Source organism: Bordetella tumbae (assembly GCF_965139195.1).
GTDB lineage: Bacteria > Pseudomonadota > Gammaproteobacteria > Burkholderiales > Burkholderiaceae_B > Bordetella_A > Bordetella_A tumbae.
In genome coordinates this window covers 15245-39955 of sequence record NZ_CBCSJH010000006.1, presented here as the reverse complement: position 1 = coordinate 39955, position 24711 = coordinate 15245, and the positions used below count along the sequence as shown (strand labels likewise).

Below are 24711 nucleotides of genomic sequence, written 5' to 3'. Positions count from 1 at the left end.
ATGGAACACAAACATCCTTCCATCCCGATGCAGGTGCAGGCGTTCCGCCGTCGGCGCTGGGGGACCCGCTGGCCGTGGGCGTTGGCTGCAGTGCTGGTTGCGCTGCTGCTGATCTGGCTCGTGTCCCGTTCGCCAGGCGGGTCCACACCTCAGACTTCGGCGCCAGTCAGCGAGACACAGGTGGCAGGGCCTCCGTGGCAGATGGGCAATCCGGAAGGTCGTTTCACACTGACGCTGTACGCGGACCTCGAATGCCCGTTCTGCCGGTCCTATTTCCCTGTGCTCAAACGTTGGGTGGCCGGCAATGCCGACGTGGCCTTGCAATGGCACCACCTGCCGTTGGCCGCACATGAACCGGCCGCTTCTGCCGAAGCGCGTCTGGCGGAATGCGCCGGCGAAGCCGGCGGGCATGCCNCNTTCTGGCANGCNGTCGAATGGGTNTATGCCCACACGCGCAGCGACGGCCAGGGCTTGCCCGAGGACCTGCGCTACCCCGACCTGACGCCAGCCATCGAGCAGTGCATCGCGAGCGAGCGGCCCGACGCGGCGATTCGTACCCAAACTGCGGAAGCCACGAACAGCGGCGTGACCGCCACGCCGTCGCTGCGGCTGCACGATCGCGAAAGCGGCAAGGCGATCCTGCTGCAGGGTCCGATCGAGGGCGATGCCTTGCTGTCAGCCATGGACATGCTCGCCGCCGGCGATCCCGCCACCACACCCACATCGGAAATGCCTGCCGACGTCGTCGGCGACATGCCCAGGTAGCCCCGGTCTTCAAGGCTACGGCGCAGTCCGCTGCGCTGACCGCAACCCGTTCGCCTCGCGTCCTGGCCGCGAACGATCACCGCTACCGCGGTGATGGATGCACCTTGTTCGTTCCCCAGGAGGGCTTGCCCTCCCAGGGCGCGCGCCCTCCGATCTCACCGTCTGGAGGTTCGCCATGTCTTTCGTCGTCAATGACTCCTACCTGGAGTCGCTTTCCGCCATCGCTACCCAACACGAGGACTGGATCATCCAGCAAGCCATCGTGCTGCTGGAGAGACGGATCTTCAAAGCTGGACCGTGCCTCAGCCGACCGGCCGCTGTGCGGGACTACCTGCGTCTGAAACTGGTCGCTGAGCCCAATGAGATATTCGCCGCTGTGTTCCTGGACAGCATGCACCAGGTGCTGGCCTACGAGCCGTTGTTCAGGGGCACGATCAACTCGACATCGGTCTATCCGCGTGTCGTCGCGCAGCGTGTGCTGGAGTTGAATGCCGCCGCGGTGGTCTTCAGCCACCAGCACCCCTCGGGCATCTCCGAACCGTCGAGCGCGGATCGCATGCTGACCCAGCAACTGCAGGTCGCGCTGGCGCTCATCGATGTGCGGGTACTGGACCACATCATCGTCGGCCAGGGTGCCCCGTTCTCCTTTGCGGAGTCCGGCCTGCTGTAAAGGTTGCACTGCTTCGTTGATCAGCGCGGAGGCTTCGGCCTCCGCTTTTTCTTCGCAGCGACGCAAGCAGGTATGCGGGGTGGCCGCGATGCGCATTGTTTGTTGGGGCCGCGTGGGGTTCGGCGTTTGACTATGGCCCTGATCAACTTCCGGGGCGCATGACATGCCAGCAGCTTTTACCCGGTTCGCACCAGGCTGGCGAACCCTTGGCCTGGCCGTGGCGCTGCCGGCATCTCTGGCCGTGTTCAGCCCGGCCACCTTCGCNGCCGACGTNNTGGTCGTCACCGACAGCCNCCACCCGGTCAAGACCGCCGGCGGCGAGCGGCTGATCGAGTTGGACGAAGCGCCCCGGATCGAGGCCGAGCTTTCCGCGGATCTGCCGGCCGACCCCGAGCGGGCAGCAGCCATCGTCCGGCAACGACTGAACCAAGGCGGCACCGATCTTCAGCGCCGCATCGGCACCGCCTACCAGGGCGTCGCCGATGCATGGAGCCTGGGCGTCGCCGCCATCCCGGCCGTCGTGGTAGATCAACGCTATGTGGTCTATGGCGAGCCGGACGTGGCCCGGGCGGTGTCCCGCATCGAGCAGTACCGGAGGACGCAGCCGTGACCCATCGCCCATTCGACTTGCTGCGCCGCCTGCGCGTCGCCGTGGCCTCGCTGCTGTTGGTCAGCGCCACCGGCAGCTACGCCCTGAACACCGCCACCATCGTGTCCTCCGTCATGTCGCCGGACTGCCTGGAATACCGGGTGGTGGGCATCTGCTACTGGCTCTACTGCACCTGGACGGGCTGCACGGTGCGCACGTCCACCAAGGTCCGGCACTACGTGCCCGATGCGGTCGTCTCCAGCTACAGCAACACCGGGGAGAACCCCTGGGTCGAAGTGCAGGCGATGAGCACGCCCAACCCATCCGCACAGGCAGGTGGGGATGGGACCACGAACGAAGACCACGAAAACAACCTCGCCAAATTCAAGAACAGCGATGTCATCGGCCATCCTGGCGGCGAGGTATTCAACCAGTTCGCATCGTCGTCGGGCTATTTCTGCCAAGGCGCGGGCACGGCCTTCATGCCGTATCTACTCAGCACGCTGGACACGCTGGCTTGGCGCTACAACGTGCCTGAAATGGCCTACCCGGAGGCGTTGATTCCGGGCATGCGCGAGGTCGGTGCGCGCACCACGATGAATCTCTGGGGCAACGTCTATCCGCGCGGCGGCTTCCTGCACCAGACCGACGACCAAAAATCCGGGGCTGTGGTGGCCCAGCGCGCGGGCGATGTCGTCACGCGCCGCGGGCAGATCCACGTGTACCAGCCGCTGCTTGCCAACGCCCGCGACGGCTACTGGCCGGCCGGCGAGCTGATGGAGGGTGATGCCTCTACGGGCAAGTGGCAGGAGCTGACGCCGCGCCTGTCCAACACCTGCGTGGTGTTCCCGCACAGCGGCACGCTGACCCAGGCCCAGCAAGGCGACTACGCCTGGGCGCTGTGGCGTCCCTATGCGTGCTGCGAACGCCGCGGTCAGGTGTTCCTGGGCAGCGTCGATTTCCTCTGAGGTGCCACGATGAAGCGTCCTGAACCGATGAACCTTTCCGCCAAGGCGTGCCGCCTGCTGCGCCCGACGGCGCTGGCCGGCACGCTCGCTCTGGTCTGCGGCATGGCGTGGGCGCAGGTCGGATACCAGAACAGCGGCCCCGTCCTCGGCGATGACGTCATGTACTCGATCGGCGGTGGCAGTGCGGTGTCCATGGGCCGCGCGGCCGGCATGCGTTCCATCGGGGTCGGCGTGGGGTGGAACAGCAACCTGATCTGCGGCGACATGAGCATCCAGACCACGCTGCGCAATCAGCTTAACGGCATCACGAACGGCTTTCAGCAGATCATGAGCAACGTGATCCAGAGCGCGACCAGCGCGGTTGCATCGCTGCCGGCGCTGATCATTCAGCGCGCCGATCCGGGCCTGTACAACCTGCTGACTAACGGCGTGCTGCAGGCGCGGCTGGACTTCGACCGCTCCAAGCTGACGTGCCGCGCCATGGCGGAGAAGATGGCCGAGACGGCGGGTGGCCAGCTTGGCTGGAGCCAGATGGCCGAAGGCATGGCCCTGCGTGACGCGGTTGGCAGCAACGATGCCGTATCGGCCGTCGAGCAGGCCGAGACGCGCCGCGGCAACGACGGCGTGCCCTGGGTGGGCGGCAGCAATGCCGGTGGCGCGGGCCAGTCCGCCATCCGGGTGGTCGGCGACGTCACCCGCGCGGGCTACAACCTGGTCAACGGTCGCGGCGTGACGGACACCTCCTCCATCGCGTCCACCAGTTGCGCGAGCCTGTCCTGCCAGACCTGGACGTCGCCGCAGCAGGCGACCGAATGGGCCACGCGCGCCCTCGGAGAGCAGGTGCAGCGCACGTGCGACTCCTGCACTAAGACCGAGACGGTGCCCGGCGTCGGGCTGACGCCGCTGATCCAGGAGGAGTACGAAGCCAAGCTGGAGGTCTTGCAGGAGCTGGTTTCCGGCACGCGTAATACCACCTTCGAGAACTTGCGCGAGGCCGGCAGCACGTCGCTGCCGATCACCCGCGGCGTGATCGAGGCGCTGCGCGACGAGCCGGACCAGGACCTGCTGGCGCGGCGCCTCGCGTCCGAAGTGGCGCTGTCATCGGTGCTGGAGAAGGCGCTCCTGCTCCAACGCACGCTGCTCACGGGCAAGAAGGAGCCCAACGTCGCAGCCAACGAACTTGCGGTGCAGGCCGTGAACCATGAGAGCGACACGCTCGACCGGGAGATCCGCAACCTGAAGACGGAATTGGAGCTGCGGCGCGAACTGGCGAACAACTCGCCGATGGCCATCATCCAGCGCCACGGCACGCGGGCGGCCGGCTCGCGCGGCATCTACGAGGGCGATCCGGTACCCGACCGCCTTGACCAGTTGCAGAAGGGCAATCCCGGAGCCAGGCCATGAACGCGGAGCGCATGGCCTGGCGCCCCTTGCGCTGGCTCTTCAGCCGNNGCGACGGCGCTGCTGTGGGCGGTGGTGCTCGTCGCCGCTGCGGTGGGTGCCAACATCGCCGGCATCTACCTGGTCGGCAGCGTGGCCGGATGGGAGCGGTGGCTCGCGGCCGCATCGGGCTACTTCTTCGTGTGGCGGCTGTGTCTGTACGGGGCCACGGTTTACGGGTGGCTCTGGATGCGCCGCCGGCTGCTGGCGCGCGAAGACCAGGACGGGGCAGATGGGCAGGCACGGCGCCGCCTGATGCGCAGCGAGATCGCGGGCGTCGTCGCCATCGTCGTGCTGGAAGCCAGCTTGTTGATGCAGGCCGCTTGAGGGGATCGAGGCCATGACGCTTTTCACGACCGACTACCTGGAGTACTACCTCACACTCGTTTCCTGGATCGTCAACAACGGCATCTGGGCGGCCCTCGTATCCAGCGGGGTATTCGCGCTGCCTTTCGTCGCCATCGTCGTGCAGGAGTGGTTGAAAGCTCGTGCTGAAGGCGCCGACGAGGGCAATAAAGGCGTGCTGAGCGCCGCCCGCATCGAGAACCGGGTCTTCGTCGCCATCGTGGTGGTGATGTTCGCCGGCATTCCGTTCATCGACGTGGACCTAAACACCATCCAGTACGACAGCTCGCGCTCGGCCCAGTGCCAGGTCAGCGTGGCGCAGCCCGCGGATACCGGCTGGTCGCAGTCCTTCAGCACCATCAACAACCAGTCGGCGAAGGTGCCGGTGTGGTGGGCGTTCATGCACGCGCTCTCGCGCGCCGTCACGGGCGCTTCGGTGGCGGCAATCCCGTGCGGCACGGACCTGCGGCAGATGCGCATGGAGATCGACGCCACGCGCATCGATGATCCGGTGCTGGCTCAGGAAGTAGCGGATTTCTCTCGGGATTGCTATGGGCCTGCACGGGCCAAATTGTTCATGCAGCGCCCTCAACTTGATGAGCAGCAGATGCACGACGTGACCTGGATCGGATCGCGGTTCTTCACCGACACGAACGGGTACTACGACACGTATCGCTCCAGCACGCCGCGCGATGACTGGCCCTATGACAGCAACCGCGACGCTGGGCTGGCCCAGGTATCCAGTGGCGGTGGCTACCCGACCTGCAGGCAATGGTGGGCTGATGGCAGCAATGGCCTGCGGGCACGGCTGCTGGGACAGGTGGACCCGAGCCTGCTCAATCGCCTGGCGGGCTGGGCTGGCTTCCTGAGCCGGGCCGAGGTGGACAATTCGGTGATCCGCGCGATCGCGTCACCGCGGCAGCAGAAGCTGAACCAAGGCAGCGTCTATACCGACTACGGCGGCCAGATCGACAAGACCTTGCCAAACATCGTGACGCGGGCTACGGGAGACGTTGGAATGGCAGTTGGCGCGATTGCCTCGTTTCCCGCGATGGACGTCGTGCGGCAGGCGCTGCCGATGGTGCTCGCCTTGCTCAAGATGGCATTGGTAATCTGCATCCCGCTCGTGCTGGTCGTGGGCACCTATGACTTGAAGACGGTCGTCACGGTCAGCGTCGTGCAGTTCGCGCTGTTCTTCACGGATTTCTGGTTTCAGCTTGCGCGCTGGATCGATTCGACGATCCTGGACGCACTTTATGGCTGGGGGTTCGGCTGGAACCGGCCGCACACCAACTTCGACCCGCTGGTGGGGCTGAACAACGCCTTCGGCGACATGCTCCTGATGTTCGTCACAGGCACGATGTTTCTGGTCCTGCCGACGTTTTGGGTCGCTGCTTTGGGGTGGGTCGGAGTTAAGGCTGGGGTGATTGCTCAGAACCTTGCTGTCGGCTCCAAGGAAGCGCGTGATAGCGCCGGGTCAGGTGTAAACAAGGTAGCCGGCAAGGTTCTGTGACAAACAGGCCAAACCTCAGTCATCGAACGGATCGTTCGGGTCGTGAGGGTCGAGCCGCTGGCCATTGGAAGAATACAGGCCAAAGCCCGCCTCGCCATTGCGCAATTCATCCTGTTGCGTCCAGCGGTCTTCATCTCTAGCCGAATTGCCAGCCATCCATACCGCCGCAACGCCCAGCAGTAGCAACACCGCCAGCCAGAAGGTGGTGTACAGCAGCACCCCGAGCGCAACCAGCTTGACCACCCACACGAGCGCGGTGGCACCGGCCGCCGCCCCCCCCTTTGACACCAACCAGCTCGATGCCCGGCGTTCGCCGCGCACGTAGGCACGCCATCCGCGACCCAAGGTGCGGCCGAGTCGTTCTGCGGTACGGATGCGTGTCGTGGTGTTCATGGTCGTCTCCTGCTATTGAGCGATGCCTATTCCAGTTTGCTCCAATCCTGCTTGCTTGCCTGTATCAGCGCATGCCAGTCGTCTGGTGGGTTCCCGCGCCCGAGCATCTTCTCGAACACGACATACGGGTCCGATTTGCTACCCGAAGACCGCAGGGTCTGTTCATCGTTGACCCAGGCGTACACGATGACCTTCGCCTTCGAGTCATACCGGAAGAACAGCCGGAACCGCCGTCCGATCTTGGCCCTTCGCCAGTGGCGGTGGGCAGGTCCCAAGGTGTTGCCCTGGCGGTACTCGTCGCGTGCCGGATCGCCTGGCACCACATCCAAGATCAACTGGCTCAAGGCCCGGAAGAGCTTGACGTTGGCATTGGACTCGAAGCCCGTCGGGTCGTTCTCCTGCGCGCGCCTCGCGGTCGCATGCAGTTTCTGCAACTGCTCGATCACGCAGTCGTGGAAGAGCAGCGTCCAGCCATGCCGTTGCATCAGAGTTCCACTTTCCCGTCGATCTCCTCGTCCAGGTCCAGACCGTGGCCAGCATGCTCCAGCATGGCGCGGGCCAGATCCTCGGGCAGGCCCTGGACGTTCCGGCCAGCTTCGATGTCGCGGGCCAGCAGGCTCAGGAATGCGCCGATGGCGGGGTCCTCATGCTCGGCATCGACGCGGGTGACGACGACTTCGCTGCCCCGCAGATCGAACGCGAGCTTGCCACCGGCATCGACGCCGAGCGCCTGCCGGATGGGCTTGGGCAGCGTGATCTGGCCTTTGGAGGTCAGCGTGGCAACTTCGTGGATGGCAGGCATGGCGGCTCTCCTGATTGCGATACCCGCATGGTAAGGAAATTTCCTTACTTTGTCAACGTGAAGCCTCACGGCGTTCTCCGAGTCCAAGAATCGGCCCATCGTAGGGCGTGAACAGCCAGCCTTCCTGCATCAATCCGGCCCTGCTGCAACCCGCATTGGCGGTGGACGGTCAGCACCCGTCGCCCTATACCCAAAGGCTGTAAAGGGTCGAAATGGCAAGGGAATGGGGTGCAAGGGGAAAGGCTCTATCCCGAAAAGGCAAAAAGGCCTCCCCGCTCGGCCCGCGACAGGACACCCGCATGCTCTCTCTGTTCCAGCGAAAACGGCCCGCGGTTGCTGCTGCTCCGACGCCACCATCGGTCACCGACCTCCCGAAAGGGTTGATGCGGCCCGAGTCGGCCGCATCGCTGCTGGCCACCCCGCGCCGGCAGAAGCTGCTGGAGCACATCTGGCAGCGCACGTCGCTCTCACGTAAGCAGTTCGCCACCTTGTACCGGGCGCCACTGGAACGCTACGCCGAGCTGGTCCAGGCTTTCCCGGCTTCCGAGGCGCATCATCACGCTTACCCCGGCGGCATGCTGGACCATGGCCTGGAAATCGTCGCCTACAGTCTGAAGCTGCGGCAGTCCCATCTGCTTCCCATCGGCGCAAGCCCCGAGGACCAGGCTGCGCAGGCTGAGGCCTGGACTGCTGCAGTCGCCTATGCCGCGTTGTTGCACGACATCGGCAAGATCGCCGTCGATCTGCACGTCGAACTGGCCGATGGCTCGCTGTGGCACCCGTGGTACGGTCCGCTGCACCAGCCGTACCGCTTCCGCTACCGCGACGATCGCGAATACCACCTGCACAGCGCGGCGACGGGCTTGCTCTACCGCCAACTGTTGGACACCCAACTCCTGGACTGGCTCAGTGGCTATCCCGACCTGTGGGGACCGCTGCTCTACGTCCTGGCCGGCCAGTACGAGCACGCCGGTGTGCTGGGCGAACTGGTCGTGCAGGCCGACCGCGCTTCCGTGGCCCAGGAACTGGGCGGCGATCCGGCGCGCGCCATGGCCGCTCCCAAGCACGCGCTGCAACGCAAGCTGCTCGACGGGCTGCGCTACCTGCTCAAGGAACAGTTGAAGCTGAACCAGCCGGAAGCCTCCGATGGCTGGCTCACCGAGGACGCGCTGTGGCTGGTGAGCAAGACGGTATCGGACAAACTGCGTGCGCACCTGCTGTCCCAAGGCGTTGACGGCATTCCTGCGAACAACACCGCGGTGTTCAACGTCCTCCAGGATCACGGCATGTTGCAGCCGACGCCCGACGGCAAGGCGATCTGGCGCGCGACCGTGACCAGTTCCACCGGCTGGTGTCACTCGTTCACGCTGTTGCGCCTCGGGCCCGCGCTGATCTGGGAGCCAAGCGAGAGGCCGGCGCTGTTCGCCGGCACAGTGGCGATCGACGCGGCGGCCACGGACAAAGGGCCCGATGTGTCAGCCACTACTCCGCCGGCCGGAGCGCAGTCAGCCTCGGAGGGCCAAGAGGTTCCGCCATGGGAGGGAGGTAACCCCTCTCGTCCAGCGAAAGGTGAACCGCTGCCCGACGCCATGGAAGACATGCTTTCGATGGTGGGCATGGTGAATTCACCCGCAACCCGGCAGGACGCTGAAGCACCTTCGGAGCCGGTGTCTGCCGCGCGTACTGAAGCGACGACCTTGACCGCACCTCAGCGTTCGTCCCCAGCGCCCAAGCCCACGACAGCGCCATCCGGAGAGCACTTCATGGCGTGGCTGAAACAAGGCATCGCTTCCCGCCGGCTCATCATCAACGACGCGAAAGCGCTCGTGCATACCGCGAGCGGCACCGCCTACCTGGTCAGCCCCGGCGTATTCCAGCGCTATGCGCAGGAGCATCCGCAAGTCAGCGCGCTGGCCAAGCAGGAGAGCCAGCAAGACTGGCAGTGGATACAAAAGCGCTTCGAGAGGCTGCAGCTGCATCGCAAGCAACCGAACGGCCTGAACATCTGGACCTGTGAAGTAACCGGGCCTAGAAAATCCCGCCGTCTGCATGGATACCTTCTGGAAGATCCGAGCCTGCTTTTCTCGGAAACGCCTCCGAGCAATCCCTATCTATCCCTGTTGGGTGAGACCAGACACTGCGAACAGACTTCAGGAAAGCAAGGGGCGTCAACATGACCTCCTCAATTTCGCCGGGGCAGTCTATTGCCGCCAAAGCGCACCTTTATTCAGACAGAGCCAAAGGCCCGATGAGCGCAGCGATGATGGAACAAGGCAGCGCCTCTCCCGTCTCTGGGCTGCACTACGCCGGCAAGAAGCATAAGGTCATCGCTCCCGACCGGGAGATTGTCTTCGAGTTCTCGCAGGACTGTCTGGACTCGGGCCGATTCGCTCCTTGACACCACAAATACAGCTAACAGGAAAGAGCATTCATGAAGTCGATCAACGTTGAAGTCGGAGGGCTTGTATCGAGCCTGAGCGGTGAGGGAGTGCGCCGCAAGCTGCTGTATCTTCACGGCGTCCATAATGCGGATGCCAACTATGTTGCGGGAAGCGCAACGATTCATCTCGACGAGCGATGCCTCAGGGTCAAGGATCTGCGCCATTGCATCTCCGAATGCGGCTATCCGGCACCGAAGCTCACCCGGACTACTGCCGCAGATGGGGCAGTGCCAAGTCAAATCTTGTGACAAGCTCGCTGGAGGTCACGGCAACAGAACCACCATGCGCCTCCGCAATCGATTTCACGATGGCAAGGCCAAGACCGGCGCCCGCCGTATTTCGTTGCCGTGCCGGATCAACTCGGTAGAATCGATTGAAGAGCTTTGGTAGATCGGGCTCAGGAATTTTCTCACCGGGATTGACCACACTGATCGTTGTCCACTGCTCATCCTGCGAGAGCAAGACCGTGATGCTCTTCCCGCGAGGAGTGTGTCGAATTGCGTTCGAGAGAAGATTGTTCAGCGCCCGGGTGAGCATTTCCCGATCCGCCGCTATGCTGCCGATCGCCCCTTTAACGCCAAGCGTAATGCCGCTATCTTCTGCCAGCGCCTCGAAATAGTCGAACAGACTCCGCACCAATTCGGACAGATCAATTGTAGACAAGCGCAAGTTGCGGGGATCATTTTCCGTTTGGGCAAGAAACAGCATGTCTCCAATCATGCGTCCCATCCGATCAAACTCTTCCAAATTTGAATAGAGGATTTCTCTGTATTCCTCGTTGCTGCGCGGCTGGCCAAGCGCTACGTGAGTCTGCGTGACCAGGTTGGTGACGGGCGTGCGCAACTCGTGCGCTATGTCTGCGGAAAAGTGTGATAGCCGGGTGAAGCCTTCCTCGATTCTCGCCAACATATCGTTGAAGGCAAATACCAGTTCCGCCAGTTCGATCGGCACATCCCGAGGATCCAACCTCACATCCAGCTTTGAAGAGCGAATCGCCCGAATCTCTTCATTGACCTTGCGAATCGGCAGATGGCCCCACTGCACCGCCAGCCAAGCCACACCGAGCGCCAGACACATGACCAAGCCGGTTGCCCACCAAAGCATGCGCTTGAACTCCGCCAGGAAGTCGAGATGAAAGCCGATGTCCATGGCGGCGACGATGCGGTAGCCGGACGCCGCTGAATCGTCAGCAGGCAGTTGTACCACCACACCTCGATATGACCTCTGATCCTCGTGCCACACGATCAAATCGTCAGCGGTGATGCGGTTCACCAACTTTTTGTTACTGTCAAGTTTCGACAGGTCAGGACCGGGCGTGGCATAGATGCTATTGCCAGACCCATCGTAGACGCCGTACGTCATCCCATGATGTCCTGCGACTGCGTTGGCCAAGTGTTGCTTCAGTTCGTCGCTTGCGATGTCACTTGCAAGCTGGTGCAAGGGCTGAGCCAAAGCGGCTGTCACTGCCTCCAGTTCGTGGGCATCCTGTTGAGCAAAGTGGTGCTCCAACGACCGGAGAATGACCCAGTTGAACACAAGAAACACCAAGGTCGTGGCGATACCAACCAGGGCCGTGACCCTCAATGCAAGCGACGCTGGACGGCTTTGCCGCGGCTTATGGCGCAGGGGCATCATCGGGCGCATCGAGCGTGTATCCCATTCCACGCACGGTGTGGATGAGCTTCGGATTGAACGCATCGTCTATCTTCGCGCGTAGGCGGCGGATGGCTACATCGATGACGTTGCTGTCGCTGTCGAAATTCATGTCCCATACCTGCGACGCGATCAGAGAACGTGGAAGGACTTCCCCCTGGCGACGGGCCAGGAGCTCAAGCAACGCGAACTCCTTGCTGGTGAGATTGATGCGTTGGCCAGCGCGCGTTGCACGTCGGCGCGCCAAGTCCAGTACCAAATCGGCAACCTGGATGCGATCAGGCTGGCTCGGAGCGCTTCCGCGTCGCAGCAGCGTCCGCACCCGCGCCAGCAACTCAGAGAAGGCGAATGGCTTGACGAGGTAGTCGTCCGCTCCCAGTTCCAATCCCTTGACACGGTCGTCCACACCGCCACGCGCCGTCAGAAAGAGTACAGGGACCTGTTTACCGGCATCTCGAAGGGCACGCACGATGCGCCAGCCATCGACATCCGGCAGCATGACATCCAAGACCACCAGATCGTATGTCTCGCCCATGGCCAGGTGGTGTCCGTCCAATCCGTTGCGCGCCAGATCCACTACGAATCCCGCCTCCATGAGACCTTGGCGGACGTAATCCGCCGTCTTGTTCTCGTCTTCAACGACCAGCAGTTTCATCGCATGTCCCATGAAATCGCTGCGGCGCAGAAAAATAGCCGCTCACGATGTACGCATTCATCCACTTCAATCAGCAATTTACTGGTTGCCAGCTTCCACGAACATGACACGAACATTACATGAATGTAATTCAAGGGTCATTCGGTGGAAAGTGCCCAACCCATAGCATGACCTGCATTGCGTCGAACTGTGCCGCTCAGGATGGGGTGGCGTTTAGAACGACTTCCGAGTCATCTATGGAGGATTTCAGGCCATGCCGCCTCGTTCACCCTTTTTTATCGTGCCCCCACAGGGCCTTTCTCGTCGGCGTTTCGTCCAAGGGTTAGCCGCCGGCGGCGTTCTCGCTGGGCTGTCCACGCCGGCGTTCAAGGCATTTGCCCAGCAAGGCTCCGCGACGCGCGGTGCCGCCCCTGTGCTAAAAGGCACCGAGTTCGACTTGGTGATCGCCGAATCGCCCGTGAACTTCACGGGCAAGCCAGGCGTGGCTACGACCATCAACGGCTCGCTGCCGGCACCGACATTGCGTTGGCGCGAGGGTGACACCGTCACAATCCGTGTGACCAACAAGCTGCGTGAAGCCACATCCATCCACTGGCACGGGATCATCCTGCCGTATCAGATGGATGGCGTGCCGGGCATTAGCTTCAAAGGCATCGCTCCCGGCGAGACCTTCACGTACCGCTTCAAGGTTCAGCAAAGCGGCTCCTACTGGTACCACTCGCACTCCGGCTTCCAGGAACTCACGGGCATGTACGGGGCGATCATCATCGACCCCGCTGGCGCCGAGACCATCCGCGCCGACCGTGACCACGTGCTGCTGTTCTCGGATTGGACCGACGAAGACCCGATGCGGGTGTTCACCAAGCTCAAGTCCCAAAGCGACTACTACAACTACAACCAACCTACCGTCTTCGACTTCTTCCGGGACGCCTCGCGCGACGGCATGGCCGCTGCGATCGACAAGCGCAAGATGTGGAACGAGATGCGGATGAATCCGACGGATCTCGCCGATCTGTCCGCCGCCACGCTGACCTATCTGGCCAACGGCGTCACCCCCGCCGGCAATTGGACGGCGTTGTTCCGACCGGGGGAGCGCGTGCGGCTGCGCATGGTCAACGGTGCGGGCAACACCTTCTACGACGTACGCATTCCCGGACTGAAACTCACGGTGGTGCACGTCGATGGTGTTGACGTGGAGCCGGTGACGGTCGATGAGTTCCGATTCGGTCCGGGCGAAACCGTCGATGTGATCGTCCAGCCACGGGATGACGCTTACACGATCTTCGCCCAGGCGATGGACCGGACAGGCTACGCGCGTGCCACGCTGGCCGTGCGTGAAGGTCTTCAAGCTCCCGTGCCTGCCCTCGATCCGGTCGAATGGCTGACCATGAACGACATGATGGGCGGCATGATGGGGGGCATGGACCATGGCGGGTCCGGCCAGGCCATGGAGATGACCGGGATGACGGGCATGACGGGCATGACGGGCATGACCGGGATGACCGGGATGACCGGGATGGGCTCGGGTTCGATGTCCGGGATGGATCATGGGGCGATGGCTGGCATGAACCACGGTGGCATGGCGATGGATCACAGCCAACACGCCGCGGCTGCGGGGGGACTGGCCGTGCCCAGCACTACTGCCCGCCACGCTCGCACCGAGTATGGTGCCAGCACGGACATGCGCGTTGACATGGCGCGCACCAACCTCGATGACCCCGGCATTGGACTGCGCAACAACGGTCGGCGCGTGTTGACCCTCGCGGATCTGCATACCCCGTCGGGGCCGCTGGACAAGAGAGGCCCTGGCCGGGAGGTCGAATTGCACCTCACGGGCAACATGGAACGCTACGCATGGTCCCTGGACGGGCTGGAGTTCGGAAAGTCCACGCCGGTGCACTTCAAACACGGCGAGCGGCTGCGGGTCATTCTGCACAACGACACCATGATGACCCATCCCATGCACCTGCACGGCATGTGGAGCGAGCTGGAAAGCCCCGACGGTCGCTTCCTTGCGCGCCGCCACACCCTGCCGGTGCAGCCGGCACAACGCATCAGCTTCCTGGTGACAGCCGACGCGCTCGGCCGCTGGGCGTGGCACTGCCACCTGATGTTCCACATGGATGCCGGCATGTTCCGCGAAGTCGTGGTGTCTTGAACCCAGCGCACAAGGAAGACCAAGAATGTCCAAAGCACTCCCCACTCGCGCACTGGCCACGACGCTACTGGCCCTGGTAAGCGTCGCCGCACAGGCACAAGCACAGAACGACCATGCTGCGCACGGCCAGGCCGACTCTCAAACGGCCGCGCCATCCACTCAGACCGTGGCTCCTGCCGCCGACCCGCACGCGGGTCACGCGGCGTCGGCGAGCGGCTCGACCGCGGCCCCGGCCATGGATCACGGCAACATGCAGATGCAGGGCGGGTCGGCGCCTCCTGACGCCCGCGATCCGCATGGCTACTCCAATGGCCTGACATTGGGATCGGGCGACTACGCCGTACCCGGTGTGCCGCGGCTGATGCTGGCCGACGAACACAGGTTCTTCTCGTTGCGCGGCGAAACCCTGGAACGCCGCTTCACGCGCAAAGGGGACGATTCCACGGCCTACGACCTCCAGGCGTGGTATGGGACGACCTACAACAAGGCCGTCGTGAAGGCCGAAGGCGATATCGCCAAAGGAAAGCTCGAAGAATCGCGTACCGAGCTTCTCTGGGGGCACGCCGTCGCACCGTACTGGGACACCCAGCTCGGCATTCGGGTGGATAACGGCGAAGGCCCGAGCCGTCAATGGTTGGCTTTCGGCATCCAGGGCCTCGCCCCCTACTGGTTCGAGCTGGAGGCGACGGGCTACGTGGGAAGTGGCGGACGTACGGCGCTGCGTGTCGAAGGCAGCTACGAGCTGCTGCTGACCCAGCGACTGATTCTGGAGCCTCGCGCCGAGTTGCAGTTCTATGGCAAGGACGACCCGGAACGCGGTATCGGCAAGGGCTTGGCCGAAGCGTCTGCTGGCTTGCGCCTGCGCTATGAATTCAGTCGCCAGTTCGCCCCCTATATCGGCGTGGAACGGGCGGGCAGCTTCGGACGCACCGCGGACTATGTGCGTGCCGAAGGCGGCCGCGCGCAGCAGACGCGCTGGGTGGCTGGCGTGCGATTCTGGTTCTAGAACCTAGCGGGTTTGATCATCTGATGAGAGGCAATCTATGAACATGCACTACGACAGAAGCCAGGGCAAAGTGCCGAGACGCCAGGCATTGATCGCTGGCTTGTTGGTGATGGCACTCGCAGGACCGAGCCTGGCGCAGAGCCGACCGATTGCCAAGGTCTGGAAGGACCCGAGCTGCGGATGCTGCAAGGACTGGGTCTCACACCTGCAAGGCGCAGGCTTCGATGTGCAGGTTCTCGACACCGGGAACACGGCAGCGCGCACGCGGCTGGGCATCCCGCAGAAGTACGGTTCGTGCCACACGGCGCAGATCGGCAGCTATGCCATCGAGGGTCATGTGCCTGCCTCGGACATTCAACGCTTGCTGCGCGAAGCCCCGCAGGCCATCGGCCTTGCGGCGCCCGGCATGCCGGTCGGTTCGCCCGGCATGGATGGTCCGGCCTATGGTGGACGCAAGGACGCCTACGACGTGCTGCTGATCGGGAAAAACGGTAGCAGCACGGTCTATCAGTCGCATCGCTGACCATCCATCAACCCTTCTCCGTGGAGATATGCCATGCAGCATCAGCACACACATACCCCCAGCGATCGTCCCCGGTTCTGGCGATCGCGCTACGGCGTGGCGTTCCTCATCATCGCCGCTGTCGCCGCGTATTTCCTGCTCAAGGAGCACACGGCACATGTTGCCGGCTATCTCCCCTTCCTGCTGCTGGCGGCTTGTCCGCTGATGCACCTGTTCATGCACCGTGGCCACGGCCACGGCGGACACGATCATGCCGCGCGTCAGGGTGAGGAAGGTGCCGCAGCCTCCAAGGAGCAGAAGCAATGAGTCGAGGCACTCGCACCGTGCGAGCACGCGACGCCGCGCTTGTCTCCTTGCGCGCGTGCGGCCTGCTGCGATCACCAGACACCAACGGTTAACGGCGGAGGGCACTTGTCACTATGAATTCACCCAGCAAGTCTTCAGGACATGAGCACGCAGGCATGGCGGCGGGTGCCACAACGTCCGGCACGCATACCCACCACCATCACGCCAGCCATGCTGGAAGTGACGATGCGGGCGGGCCCTCAAGCCACTCGCAGCCCGATGCCTCGACACGAGATCCGGTGTGTGGGATGGCGGTCACGGCGGCGTCGGAGCACCGCTCCACGCACTTGGGGAACACGTACCTGTTTTGCAGCACCGGATGCAAGGCCAAATTCGACGCCGATCCGGCGCGATATGCCAGCGGTGGCGCGGGCATAGGCACAGGCAGCGGCCATGCACCGCATCACCATGCCAGCACCGCGATTTCACCGGCCCCGGCGGCATCGCCAACCGCACCCGGAACAATCTACACCTGCCCGATGCACCCGGAGATCCGCCAGGATCATCCGGGAATCTGCCCCAAGTGCGGGATGACGCTGGAGCCTCTGCTGCCCGACCTCGACGACGACAACCCGGAGTTGCGTGACTTCTCGCGTCGCTTCTGGTGGACCTTGCCGTTGACGCTCGTGGTCCTGGCGCTGGCGATGCTGGGCGAGCGGCTACACCTGATGGACATGGCTACACAGAGCTGGGTCGAGTTGGTGCTGTCGTTGCCGATCGTGCTGTGGGCCGGCTGGCCCTTCTTCTCCCGCGGCTGGCTGTCCGTGGTCAACCGCAGCCCGAACATGTGGACACTGATCGGCCTGGGAACGGGTGCGGCATTCATCTACAGCGTCGTGGCAACCGTTGCGCCGGAAGTGTTTCCAGCTTCCTTCATGTCCATGGGACGGGTCGGCGTGTATTTCGAGGCCGCCGCCGTCATCATCTCGCTGACACTGCTCGGCCAGGTGCTGGAACTCAAGGCGCGCTCCCAGACTTCGGCGGCCATCAAGTCGCTGCTGGGGCTGGCGCCCAAGACCGCGCGGCGCATCAATGCGGACGGCAGCGAGGAAGACGTGCCGCTCAGCCATGTGCACGTCGGCGATCTGCTGCGCATCCGACCCGGCGAGAAGGTGCCGGTGGATGGCATCGTGCACGAGGGCAGCAGCTCGATTGACGAATCCATGCTGACCGGCGAACCGCTGCCCGTAAGCAAGCGCGCGGGCGACAAGGTCATCGGGGCCACACTCAACACCAGCGGCGCGCTGGTCATGCGTTCGGAGCGGATCGGCTCGGACACCGTTCTGTCGCAGATCGTCCAGATGGTCGCCCAGGCGCAGCGTTCCAAGGCGCCGATGCAACGCATGGCCGATGTCGTTGCCGGCTACTTCGTGATGGCCGTCGTTGCCATTGCGGTCACGACGCTCTTTGTATGGGGATTCTTCGGGCCGCAGCCCACCTGGGTCTATGGACTCATCAATGCGGTGGCCGTTCTGATCATCGCCTGCCCGTGCGCGCTGGGTCTGGCCACGCCGATGTCGATCATGGTCGCAACGGGCCGTGGCGCCACGCAGGGCGTGCTATTCCGCGATGCCGCGGCGATCGAGAATCTTCGCAAGGTCGATACCCTCGTCATCGACAAGACAGGAACCCTGACCGAAGGCCGACCTGCTTTCGATCAGGTCGTCGCAGCACCCGGCTTTACGAACGATGAGGTGCTGCGTCTTGCGGCCAGCCTGGACCAGGGCAGTGAACACCCCCTGGCCGACGCCATCGTGCAGGCCGCGCGTGCCCAGGGCCTCCAACTCGTGAAGCCTCAGAGCTTTGAATCGGGAACCGGCATCGGCGTGCGCGGAAAGGTTGAGCACCGGCAACTCGCGTTGGGCAACACAGTGCTGATGGAACAGTCTGGCGTATCGGTGGAACCGCTCGTACCCCAGGCCGAAGCTCTGCGCGGCGAAGGGGCAAGCGTCATGTACTTGGCTGTGGACGGGCAGCTCGCGGGCTTGCTCGCCGTATCCGATCCGGTCAAGGGCAGCACCCCCGAGGCCCTGGCCGCGTTGAAGGCTGCGGGCCTGCGGGTCATCATGGCCACCGGGGACGGGCAGACCACCGCCAAAGCCGTCGGTGCACGCCTAGGCATCGACGAGGTGCATGGTGAGGTCAAGCCGGCGGACAAGCTCATGTTGATCGAGCGGCTGCAGAAAGAAGGACGCATCGTCGCCATGGCCGGAGACGGCATCAACGACGCGCCGGCCTTGGCGAAGGCAGACGTGGGCATCGCCATGGGAACGGGGACCGACGTGGCGATGAACAGCGCCCAGGTCACGCTGGTCAAGGGCGACCTGCGTGGCATCGCTGTCGCTCGCACGCTCTCGGTGAGTACCGTGCGCAACATGAAGCAGAACCTCATGTTCGCCTTCCTCTACAACGCGCTGGGCATCCCCATCGCCGCCGGGGTTCTCTATCCCCTCACGGGCTGGCTGCTGTCGCCGCTGATCGCAGCATTGGCGATGAGCCTGAGTTCGGCGTCGGTCGTTGGCAACGCCTTGCGCCTGAGAGCGAGCCGACTGTGACCGGATTTTCTTTCTGAACCTACAGGAGCCTGCTATCGCCCAGCGAACCGTTTCTTTCGTTCCACGCCGTTGCGAAGGTGCAAGCCTTATCTCGGCACTTCGTTCTTAAACCACTCCTCACACATCAAGGTAGAAATCTCTATGACCCGTTCACATTTCATCGCCAAGCTCGTCGCGCCGATCGCTGCTGGTCTGTTCGCCACCGCCGCATTCGCGCATCCTTCGCTGGTGTCTTCAACGCCAGCCGACAAGTCGCAGGTTTCCGCGCCAGCCACCATCGAGCTGAAGTTCTCCGAAACGCTGGTGCCGCAGTTCTCCGCCGCGAGCCTTGTCATGACTGGCATGCCGGGAATGGCGAGCCATGGCCCGATGAAGATCAACGCCAGCGTCGCGGGTGCCGGCGACGGCAAGACCATGGTCATCACGCCAGCACAGGCGCTCCAGCCCGGCGACTATCGCGTCGAATGGCGTGCCGTCTCCTCGGACACGCATCCGATCACGGGTAACGTCACCTTCAAGGTGAAGTAAGCCCATGGCCGGGGATTGGTTGACCATCGTCCTGCGCCTGGCGCTTTATCTGGACCTGGCGGCGGCGTTTGGCGTCGCCATGTTCGGACTCTATGCTTTGGGCAACGACGAGCGATCCTCGACGATCTCGCGCCGCTATCGCGTCCTCATTGGCGCATCCGCTGCCATCGGCATTGCCCTGTCGATGTGGGGCATGACGGTCATGGCCAAGGCCATGTCCGGCGCCCAAAGCTACGCGGAGCTGTCAACGCACGTTTTCGACATGCTCATTACGGGCACGCACATGGGCATCGCCTGGTGCATTCGCATCCTCGCGCTGTTGGTGTGTGTGCTCGTCGCAATGTTGAAATTGAACGCTACCTTGCGATTTGCAGTGATGGCGCTCTCCACCGGCGTGGCGCTGGCGACCCTTGCGTGGGCAGGCCACGGCGCCATGGACGACGGCGTTCGCGGCTACATCCATCTTGCGTCGGATATCACCCACCTCTGGGCAGCGGGCGCTTGGGTGGGCGCATTGTTGGCGTTCTTGATGCTGGCATCCCACAAGCGGGATGTCGCGCAAGACCCGGTAGCGGTCCTCAGTCGGACGTCGAATGGCTTTGCTCGCATAGGTACAGCGATCGTGGCTGCACTCGTCGTGAGTGGAACTCTCAATTACCTGTTGATCGCCGGACCATCGTTTGATCCGCTCATCTCGACGCTGTATGGCCGGCTGCTGATGGTAAAGCTCCTGCTTTTCGCAGGCATGCTGGCGTTGGCTGCTGCCAATCGGTATCGGTTGAGCCCGAGCCTGGAGGCAGCTTTGAAGGCAGGCAATCGCGCACAGGCAGTCATCAAGCTTAGGCAGAGTCTGTTCACGGAGGCAACCTTGGCCGTTTTGGTTCTGGCGAGCGTTGCATGGCTTGGCATCTTGTCTCCCACTGGAACCTAATCCTTCATGGGCGGCAGATGACAGCGCATGAATTGAATGTAATGCACGGGTAAGCCCTCTGTAGACCGCCTGCTTCTACATTTAACGACGCGGCGCAAGTTGTCGTCGTTTTTACAAAGGAGTCGATCATGAAATCGCAAATTGTCATTGCCGCCCTGTTGAGCGCTCTCTCCGTGCCAGCCTTCGCCGGTCATGCAGCAGCCCAAGCAGCCAAGGAGATGGTTCCCTTGGCTGACGGGGGAACGCTGTACATCTTCAAGGACGGAAAGATGGCACAGGAAAGCCGCTTCGGGCGCGCCGTCTATCTCAATGTCGGGGCTTCGGTGTCGACGAAGGATGGGCGCAACATCGCGATCACCAGCAATGAAGTCGCTCGCCTCGGCTCGCTGCTACAAAAAGAGCACGGCGGATGACGCCGCGGGTGTGCGGTGCTTTTCAAAGCTTCTGCACAGTGTGACAGAGACGCGCGCCCCGATTGGGCNCNCGCGATTGGGACGCGTCACGAGCAACCACGAGCGCTCAAGATGCCAGTTTTTGCGATGTCAAGCGCATCAACTTCCCTGGAATGGATCCAGCCTCCACATCCACCGTGATTCGTCCACGGGACATCTTGCGCGAATGAGAACCTGCGAGGAGCCCGATTTATGGAGTTGCGTCATCTACGATGCTTTGTCGTCTTGGCAGAGGAGTTGCATTTCACGCGGGCGGCCGAGAGGCTGCATATAGAGCAACCCCCCTTGTCTCGCGCGATCAAGGAATTGGAAGATGAGCTTGGGGTCACGCTGTTTGACCGCGACCGCAGGGGTACACGGCTGACCGTGGCGGGGGCGGCATTCTTGCAGGACACCCGCCGACTCTTCACTGTCCTGGAGCAAGCGCGTGAGAATGCCAGAGCCATTGCCGCGGGCCTGAGGGGCAGCCTGCGCATTGCAATTTCCGATGGTGCGATGGACCCACGACTATCGGCGTTCCTAGCTCGTTGCCGCGCGGAAGAGCCCGAGGTCGAGATACGTCTCTCCGAGGTACCGCTGACCGAGCAGATACGGGGCCTACGGTCTGGCGACTTCACGATCGGATTTGCACACGCGGCGGATGTTGGCGAAGGCATCGTGGCTGAACCGATCTGGCGAGACCCGATTGTGATCGCCGTGCCAGCGCGGCACTCGCTTCTTGCGCACAAGCAAGTTCCGCTCAACGAACTTCAGGGTCACCCACTGGTTCTGTGCGACAAACTGGCCTGCGAAGGCTACTGCCGAGAACTAAATCGGCTGCTACAGGTTCTGGAACACAGGCTCAACGTTGTCGAAGAAGTGTCGTCGCTGGACATGATGCTAACGCTGGTCGGCGCAGGCTATGGGATTGGTTTCATGACAGCGACCAAGATTCCCATCAGCCAGAGGCCGGACGTGGTGATTCGCCCTCTGGCGCAGGACACGGCGGTAATCACAACCTATCTGCTTCGGCCAGAAAGCAGCAACTCATCGGTTTCGCTGGATCGCTTCATGGAACGTCTGCGAGGACCTCCGGATGACTAAAGCGTCAATGCCCATCTGAATCGTGCGCCGCAGCACGAAGATTGCGTTCGGCTGCGCTGACGAGTTCCGCAGCACTAAGCTTGAGTCCGGCGGCGATTCTTAAGATCAGAGCGAGAGTGGGCATGTGCTCCCCACGCTCTATTTTGCCCATGTGCGATCGCTCGATCCCTGCTTTCGCAGCCAGTTCTTCCTGAGCAATACCTTGCGTCAGGCGGGCGACACGAACGGCCGCTCCGAATGCCAACGCTGGCTCGGCGTCGAAAGTGGTAGTGCCTGGGGGACGGCCTCGTCGGACAGTTCGCTTCTCCATCCTTGGAAGCGTCGAACAGTCCCGACAATTTAACCACGTTAAGTTTAACTCAAACTAGCTATCATGAAGACTTTCCATCCTTGTCTTATCGCTTCTTGGGGCCTCTCATGCACGACGCCACCAGCCCACGCCCACAGCTCAGGCTCGCCATAGCGCCTGGTGTGGCCTCTTCGAACCTAGCTGCATTGCTTGCCCTGCAGCGCGCGGAGGAGCCCGAAGTTTTTATGGAATTTAATGAGGTTACGACGAGCGATCTCATTACAGGCCTCTACAAACGGCGCTTCGACGTCGGCCTTTCTCTGAAGCAGGTGAGCGATTCTTCGCTGAAGAGTCTTTCTCTTTGGTTTGAGGCGACAGCTCTTGCCACGCCGCTGGGATACCCACTGCTCCGGCAGCAGTCAATCAGAATAGACGAACTTAAGGAGCACTCCGTGTTTCGATGGAAGGCCGAATATTCTCCTTCGCTGGACCAGTACCTGTCCTCCATGTCATCAACGGAAAGGCCGAATGTCCAGCATGTCAGTTCTTTTGAGATGTTGTTGCTCTGGGTCGCAGCTGGATATGGCGTAGGGATTTCTTCGCGATCACGCATCGAAACCGCTAGCCAGTGCGGAATCTGCACGCGTCCAATAGCCGATGGCCCCTACGAGGTCATTACGCACCTGCAGCGACTCTCGGGACAGACGAATCTTGTAGCTGATCGATTTGAGCTTAGAGCCTTGCGAGTTGCCGAGGCGCGTAAAGCATGACAGCCACGTGCGGTGCCCGCCCTTGCCGGTGGATTTGCAGTGGATGCCGGTTCGGGCCAAGGCGCCGTCCAGACGCATCAATTCATCCTGGAAACTGACCTTGATCAATTCAACTCCCCACAACTTCCAATAGTATGTCCACATGATCGGCTTAAGGCGCCTTCTCGCAAGATGGAGCCGCTGGATTACCAGCGGCCTAGTCGTAACCTTGCTTTTCTCGCAGGTTGCGATGGCGATGTACGTCTGTCCCAAGCCAGACCCGAGGGCATCTGTGGAAACCACGCAAATGCGTGCCACGATCTCGATGCAGCAGGCTGACAAGTTGCCAATGTCGGATTGCACCGGCATGCCTGATTCCATGGACAGCGAAGCGCCACAGTTGTGCCACGCTCATTGCAGTGGCGATCGGGAGTCGGCGCTTTCATGGCAGGGGCTGGACATTCAGTTTCTCGCGGCGCACGTGATGTGGCTCGCCAACTCGCTGCCCGGGTTGGTTCTCGACCGGGTAGCCCTCAGGCGGCACGTTACCTACATTCCTCCCAATCCCCGCGCGGGCTTTCCGCCGATCTACCTCACGTTCCAAGTCCTGCGGAATTGATTTATGTGTCCGTGCTCGCCGCGCACCGATGCGGCAGACCACGTGATTTCGTGAACACCAATTCCGAGGACAACCATGTTTACTCCCTTTTTTGGCGCCCCCGAGGGATGCTCTGAACAATTCCTCGGCGACAATAGCGCAAGGTTCGACGGATGACGACGATGCAGCTGAGCTTCGGGGACGCGGAACACACGGGCAAGCGGAAGAAGACGCGACGCGAGATCTTCCTGGCGGAGATGGAGCAGGTTGTGCCGTGGAACGCATTGCTGGCGCTGATCGCACCGCACTACCCGAAGATGGGCCAGCGTGGCCGGCAGCCGTACGCGCTGGCGACGATGCTGCGCATCCACTTCCTGCAGCAGTGGTACGCGCTCAGTGACCCGGCCATGGAAGAGGCGCTGTACGACACGGCGGTGATGCGCCGCTTCGCCCGCCTCAGCGGGCTGGACAACATTCCGGACGAGACCACGATCTTCAGCTTCCGCCGGCTGCTGGAGACGCATGATCTGGCGCCGCAGCTCCTGGAGCGCGTGAACGCGCACCTGGCGCGCAAGGGCCAGAGCTTGAAGGCCGGCACGATCGTGGACGCCACGATCATCGCGGCGCCGAGTTCGACCAAGAACAGGGACGGCAAGCGCGATCCGGAGATGCACCAGACGAAGAAGGGCAACCAGTGGCACTTCGGGATGAAGGCGCACATTGGCGTGGACGAGGAGTCGGGCCTGGTGCACCACGTGGAGTGCACGGCGGCGAACGTCAACGACGTGACGCAGGTGCACAAGCTGCTGCACGGCAAGGAAGACACAATCTGCGGCGACAGCGGCTACACGGGCGCGGACAAGCGCGAGGAGCTGCAAGGCGTGGAGGCTGCGTTCTGGATCGCGGAGAAGCCGTCGAAGCTTCGTGCGATGAAGAACAAGCGTGATCGCAAATACGCCGAACGCTGGGAGCACTTCAAGGCCAGCCTGCGGGCGAAGGTGGAGCATCCGTTCCGAGTGGTGAAGCGGCAGTTCGGTTACACCAAGGTGCGCTATCGCGGGTTGGCGAAGAACACGGCGCAGGTGTTGACGCTGTTCGCGCTGTCGAATCTGTGGATGGCGCGGCGACGTCTGTTGCTGCCGACGGGGTAAATCCGTCTGTTGGACGGGGAAAGCCGTCGAAAAGCGTCAGAAACGGCGCAAAATCCATCATATCGAGGTCGACTTGGCGCCTTGACGCTGAAATCCAAGCATCAGAGCG

28 protein-coding genes and 2 pseudogenes are annotated in these 24711 nt (G+C 62.6%); 24 read left to right on the top strand and 6 right to left on the bottom strand.

The window, feature by feature from the left end; genetic code table 11:
* From ACNA0J_RS09215 to ACNA0J_RS09175, 9 genes and pseudogenes are all read left to right on the top strand, one after another.
* A pseudogene (locus ACNA0J_RS09215) lies at positions 1 to 414 on the top strand (DsbA family protein); the annotation flags it as partial.
* A gap of 27 nt (positions 415 to 441) precedes the next feature.
* Positions 442 to 765: DsbA family protein (locus ACNA0J_RS09210; RefSeq protein ID WP_415818629.1), on the top strand; the 324-nt coding region annotated here is incomplete at its 5' end.
* Positions 766 to 940: 175 nt separating this feature from the next.
* Positions 941 to 1435 (top strand): JAB domain-containing protein, encoded by a 495-nt coding sequence (locus ACNA0J_RS09205; protein ID WP_003116804.1) that lies wholly within the window; start codon positions 941 to 943, stop codon positions 1433 to 1435.
* 163 nt (positions 1436 to 1598) lie between these two features.
* A pseudogene (locus tag ACNA0J_RS09200) lies at positions 1599 to 1699 on the top strand (TIGR03757 family integrating conjugative element protein); the annotation flags it as partial.
* 30 nt (positions 1700 to 1729) lie between these two features.
* The coding region (locus ACNA0J_RS09195) for a TIGR03757 family integrating conjugative element protein (RefSeq protein WP_415818627.1) at positions 1730 to 2045 on the top strand (316 nt) is incomplete at its 5' end.
* Between the two features lie 83 nt (positions 2046 to 2128).
* Entirely contained in the window at positions 2129 to 2992 is an 864-nt protein-coding gene (locus ACNA0J_RS09190; RefSeq protein ID WP_425439547.1) for a TIGR03756 family integrating conjugative element protein, read from the top strand.
* A gap of 9 nt (positions 2993 to 3001) precedes the next feature.
* Positions 3002 to 4396, top strand: coding sequence for an integrating conjugative element protein (locus ACNA0J_RS09185; RefSeq protein WP_013391809.1), 1395 nt, complete (start codon positions 3002 to 3004; stop codon positions 4394 to 4396).
* A gap of 48 nt (positions 4397 to 4444) precedes the next feature.
* Positions 4445 to 4759: hypothetical protein (locus tag ACNA0J_RS09180; RefSeq protein ID WP_415818624.1), on the top strand; the 315-nt coding region annotated here is incomplete at its 5' end.
* A 13-nt stretch (positions 4760 to 4772) separates the two neighbouring features.
* Positions 4773 to 6290 (top strand): conjugal transfer protein TraG N-terminal domain-containing protein, encoded by a 1518-nt coding sequence (locus ACNA0J_RS09175; RefSeq protein ID WP_013391811.1) that lies wholly within the window; start codon positions 4773 to 4775, stop codon positions 6288 to 6290.
* A 15-nt stretch (positions 6291 to 6305) separates the two neighbouring features.
* On the opposite strand, the gene ACNA0J_RS09170 is transcribed toward ACNA0J_RS09175, so the two are convergent.
* Genes ACNA0J_RS09170 through ACNA0J_RS09160 form a run of 3 tightly spaced genes read right to left on the bottom strand, consistent with a single transcriptional unit; the run spans position 6306 to position 7485 of the window.
* Positions 6306 to 6683, bottom strand: a complete 378-nt coding sequence (locus ACNA0J_RS09170; RefSeq protein ID WP_013391812.1) for a DUF3742 family protein — start codon at positions 6681 to 6683, stop codon at positions 6306 to 6308.
* Positions 6684 to 6709: 26 nt separating this feature from the next.
* Positions 6710 to 7168 carry a type II toxin-antitoxin system YhaV family toxin gene (locus ACNA0J_RS09165; RefSeq protein WP_013391813.1) on the bottom strand — a complete coding sequence of 153 codons (459 nt, stop codon included), beginning with the start codon at positions 7166 to 7168 and terminating at the stop codon, positions 6710 to 6712.
* Positions 7168 to 7485 carry a type II toxin-antitoxin system PrlF family antitoxin gene (locus ACNA0J_RS09160; protein WP_013391814.1) on the bottom strand — a complete coding sequence of 106 codons (318 nt, stop codon included), beginning with the start codon at positions 7483 to 7485 and terminating at the stop codon, positions 7168 to 7170. The genes ACNA0J_RS09165 and ACNA0J_RS09160 overlap by 1 nt, the downstream gene beginning before the upstream one ends.
* Positions 7486 to 7784: 299 nt before the next feature.
* Here ACNA0J_RS09160 and mobH point away from each other — a divergent pair, with 299 nt between their 5' ends.
* The 3 genes from mobH to ACNA0J_RS09145 are packed head-to-tail and all read left to right on the top strand — an operon-like array spanning position 7785 to position 10174.
* Positions 7785 to 9662 (top strand): MobH family relaxase, encoded by a 1878-nt coding sequence (gene mobH / locus ACNA0J_RS09155; protein WP_016445100.1) that lies wholly within the window; start codon positions 7785 to 7787, stop codon positions 9660 to 9662.
* Positions 9659 to 9883 carry a hypothetical protein gene (locus ACNA0J_RS09150; RefSeq protein ID WP_034012201.1) on the top strand — a complete coding sequence of 75 codons (225 nt, stop codon included), beginning with the start codon at positions 9659 to 9661 and terminating at the stop codon, positions 9881 to 9883. The genes mobH and ACNA0J_RS09150 overlap by 4 nt, the downstream gene beginning before the upstream one ends.
* Positions 9884 to 9916: 33 nt before the next feature.
* Positions 9917 to 10174 (top strand): heavy-metal-associated domain-containing protein, encoded by a 258-nt coding sequence (locus tag ACNA0J_RS09145; RefSeq protein WP_013391817.1) that lies wholly within the window; start codon positions 9917 to 9919, stop codon positions 10172 to 10174.
* Here ACNA0J_RS09145 and ACNA0J_RS09140 read toward each other — a convergent pair.
* Together ACNA0J_RS09140 and ACNA0J_RS09135 are read right to left on the bottom strand one after the other, a co-directional pair.
* Positions 10134 to 11558, bottom strand: a complete 1425-nt coding sequence (locus ACNA0J_RS09140) for a heavy metal sensor histidine kinase (RefSeq protein WP_425460455.1) — start codon at positions 11556 to 11558, stop codon at positions 10134 to 10136. The genes ACNA0J_RS09145 and ACNA0J_RS09140 overlap by 41 nt on opposite strands.
* Positions 11542 to 12234, bottom strand: a complete 693-nt coding sequence (locus ACNA0J_RS09135) for a heavy metal response regulator transcription factor (protein WP_003097513.1) — start codon at positions 12232 to 12234, stop codon at positions 11542 to 11544. Before ACNA0J_RS09135 ends, ACNA0J_RS09140 begins: the two co-directional genes overlap by 17 nt.
* A gap of 253 nt (positions 12235 to 12487) precedes the next feature.
* Here ACNA0J_RS09135 and ACNA0J_RS09130 point away from each other — a divergent pair, with 253 nt between their 5' ends.
* From ACNA0J_RS09130 to ACNA0J_RS09090, 9 genes are all read left to right on the top strand, one after another.
* A complete protein-coding gene (locus tag ACNA0J_RS09130) occupies positions 12488 to 14392 on the top strand; it encodes a copper resistance system multicopper oxidase (protein WP_013391820.1) in 1905 nt (634 codons plus the stop codon).
* 25 nt (positions 14393 to 14417) lie between these two features.
* The gene (locus tag ACNA0J_RS09125; RefSeq protein ID WP_013391821.1) at positions 14418 to 15398 is read left to right on the top strand and encodes a copper resistance protein B; all 981 of its coding nucleotides are present in this window, start codon (positions 14418 to 14420) and stop codon (positions 15396 to 15398) included.
* A 37-nt stretch (positions 15399 to 15435) separates the two neighbouring features.
* Positions 15436 to 15921 carry a DUF411 domain-containing protein gene (locus ACNA0J_RS09120; protein ID WP_013391822.1) on the top strand — a complete coding sequence of 162 codons (486 nt, stop codon included), beginning with the start codon at positions 15436 to 15438 and terminating at the stop codon, positions 15919 to 15921.
* A 33-nt stretch (positions 15922 to 15954) separates the two neighbouring features.
* On the top strand, positions 15955 to 16227 hold the full coding sequence (locus tag ACNA0J_RS09115) for a DUF2933 domain-containing protein (protein WP_013391823.1): 273 nt from the start codon (positions 15955 to 15957) through the stop codon (positions 16225 to 16227).
* Between the two features lie 155 nt (positions 16228 to 16382).
* The gene (locus tag ACNA0J_RS09110; protein WP_425460460.1) at positions 16383 to 18821 is read left to right on the top strand and encodes a heavy metal translocating P-type ATPase; all 2439 of its coding nucleotides are present in this window, start codon (positions 16383 to 16385) and stop codon (positions 18819 to 18821) included.
* A gap of 141 nt (positions 18822 to 18962) precedes the next feature.
* Positions 18963 to 19349 carry a copper homeostasis periplasmic binding protein CopC gene (gene copC / locus ACNA0J_RS09105; protein ID WP_008063308.1) on the top strand — a complete coding sequence of 129 codons (387 nt, stop codon included), beginning with the start codon at positions 18963 to 18965 and terminating at the stop codon, positions 19347 to 19349.
* Positions 19350 to 19353: 4 nt separating this feature from the next.
* Positions 19354 to 20280 (top strand): copper homeostasis membrane protein CopD, encoded by a 927-nt coding sequence (gene copD, locus ACNA0J_RS09100; protein ID WP_016445094.1) that lies wholly within the window; start codon positions 19354 to 19356, stop codon positions 20278 to 20280.
* 128 nt (positions 20281 to 20408) lie between these two features.
* Positions 20409 to 20693 (top strand): CopK family periplasmic copper-binding protein, encoded by a 285-nt coding sequence (locus tag ACNA0J_RS09095; protein ID WP_003090336.1) that lies wholly within the window; start codon positions 20409 to 20411, stop codon positions 20691 to 20693.
* Positions 20694 to 20924: 231 nt separating this feature from the next.
* Complete coding sequence (locus ACNA0J_RS09090) at positions 20925 to 21815, top strand: LysR family transcriptional regulator (protein ID WP_013391826.1); 891 nt, start codon at positions 20925 to 20927, stop codon at positions 21813 to 21815.
* Positions 21816 to 21819: 4 nt separating this feature from the next.
* On the opposite strand, the gene ACNA0J_RS09085 is transcribed toward ACNA0J_RS09090, so the two are convergent.
* Positions 21820 to 22125: a helix-turn-helix domain-containing protein gene (locus tag ACNA0J_RS09085; protein ID WP_013391827.1), complete on the bottom strand. Its 306-nt coding sequence runs from the start codon at positions 22123 to 22125 to the stop codon at positions 21820 to 21822.
* A 107-nt stretch (positions 22126 to 22232) separates the two neighbouring features.
* On the opposite strand from ACNA0J_RS09085, the gene ACNA0J_RS09080 reads away from it, so the two are divergent.
* The 3 genes from ACNA0J_RS09080 to ACNA0J_RS09070 all read left to right on the top strand — a co-directional run bounded on the left by ACNA0J_RS09080 (position 22233) and on the right by ACNA0J_RS09070 (position 24602).
* Positions 22233 to 22874 (top strand): LysR substrate-binding domain-containing protein, encoded by a 642-nt coding sequence (locus tag ACNA0J_RS09080; protein ID WP_013391828.1) that lies wholly within the window; start codon positions 22233 to 22235, stop codon positions 22872 to 22874.
* A gap of 286 nt (positions 22875 to 23160) precedes the next feature.
* On the top strand, positions 23161 to 23472 hold the full coding sequence (locus tag ACNA0J_RS09075) for a hypothetical protein (protein WP_006226245.1): 312 nt from the start codon (positions 23161 to 23163) through the stop codon (positions 23470 to 23472).
* A 161-nt stretch (positions 23473 to 23633) separates the two neighbouring features.
* The gene (locus tag ACNA0J_RS09070; RefSeq protein ID WP_016445093.1) at positions 23634 to 24602 is read left to right on the top strand and encodes an IS5 family transposase; all 969 of its coding nucleotides are present in this window, start codon (positions 23634 to 23636) and stop codon (positions 24600 to 24602) included.
* Positions 24603 to 24711 lie beyond the last annotated feature (109 nt).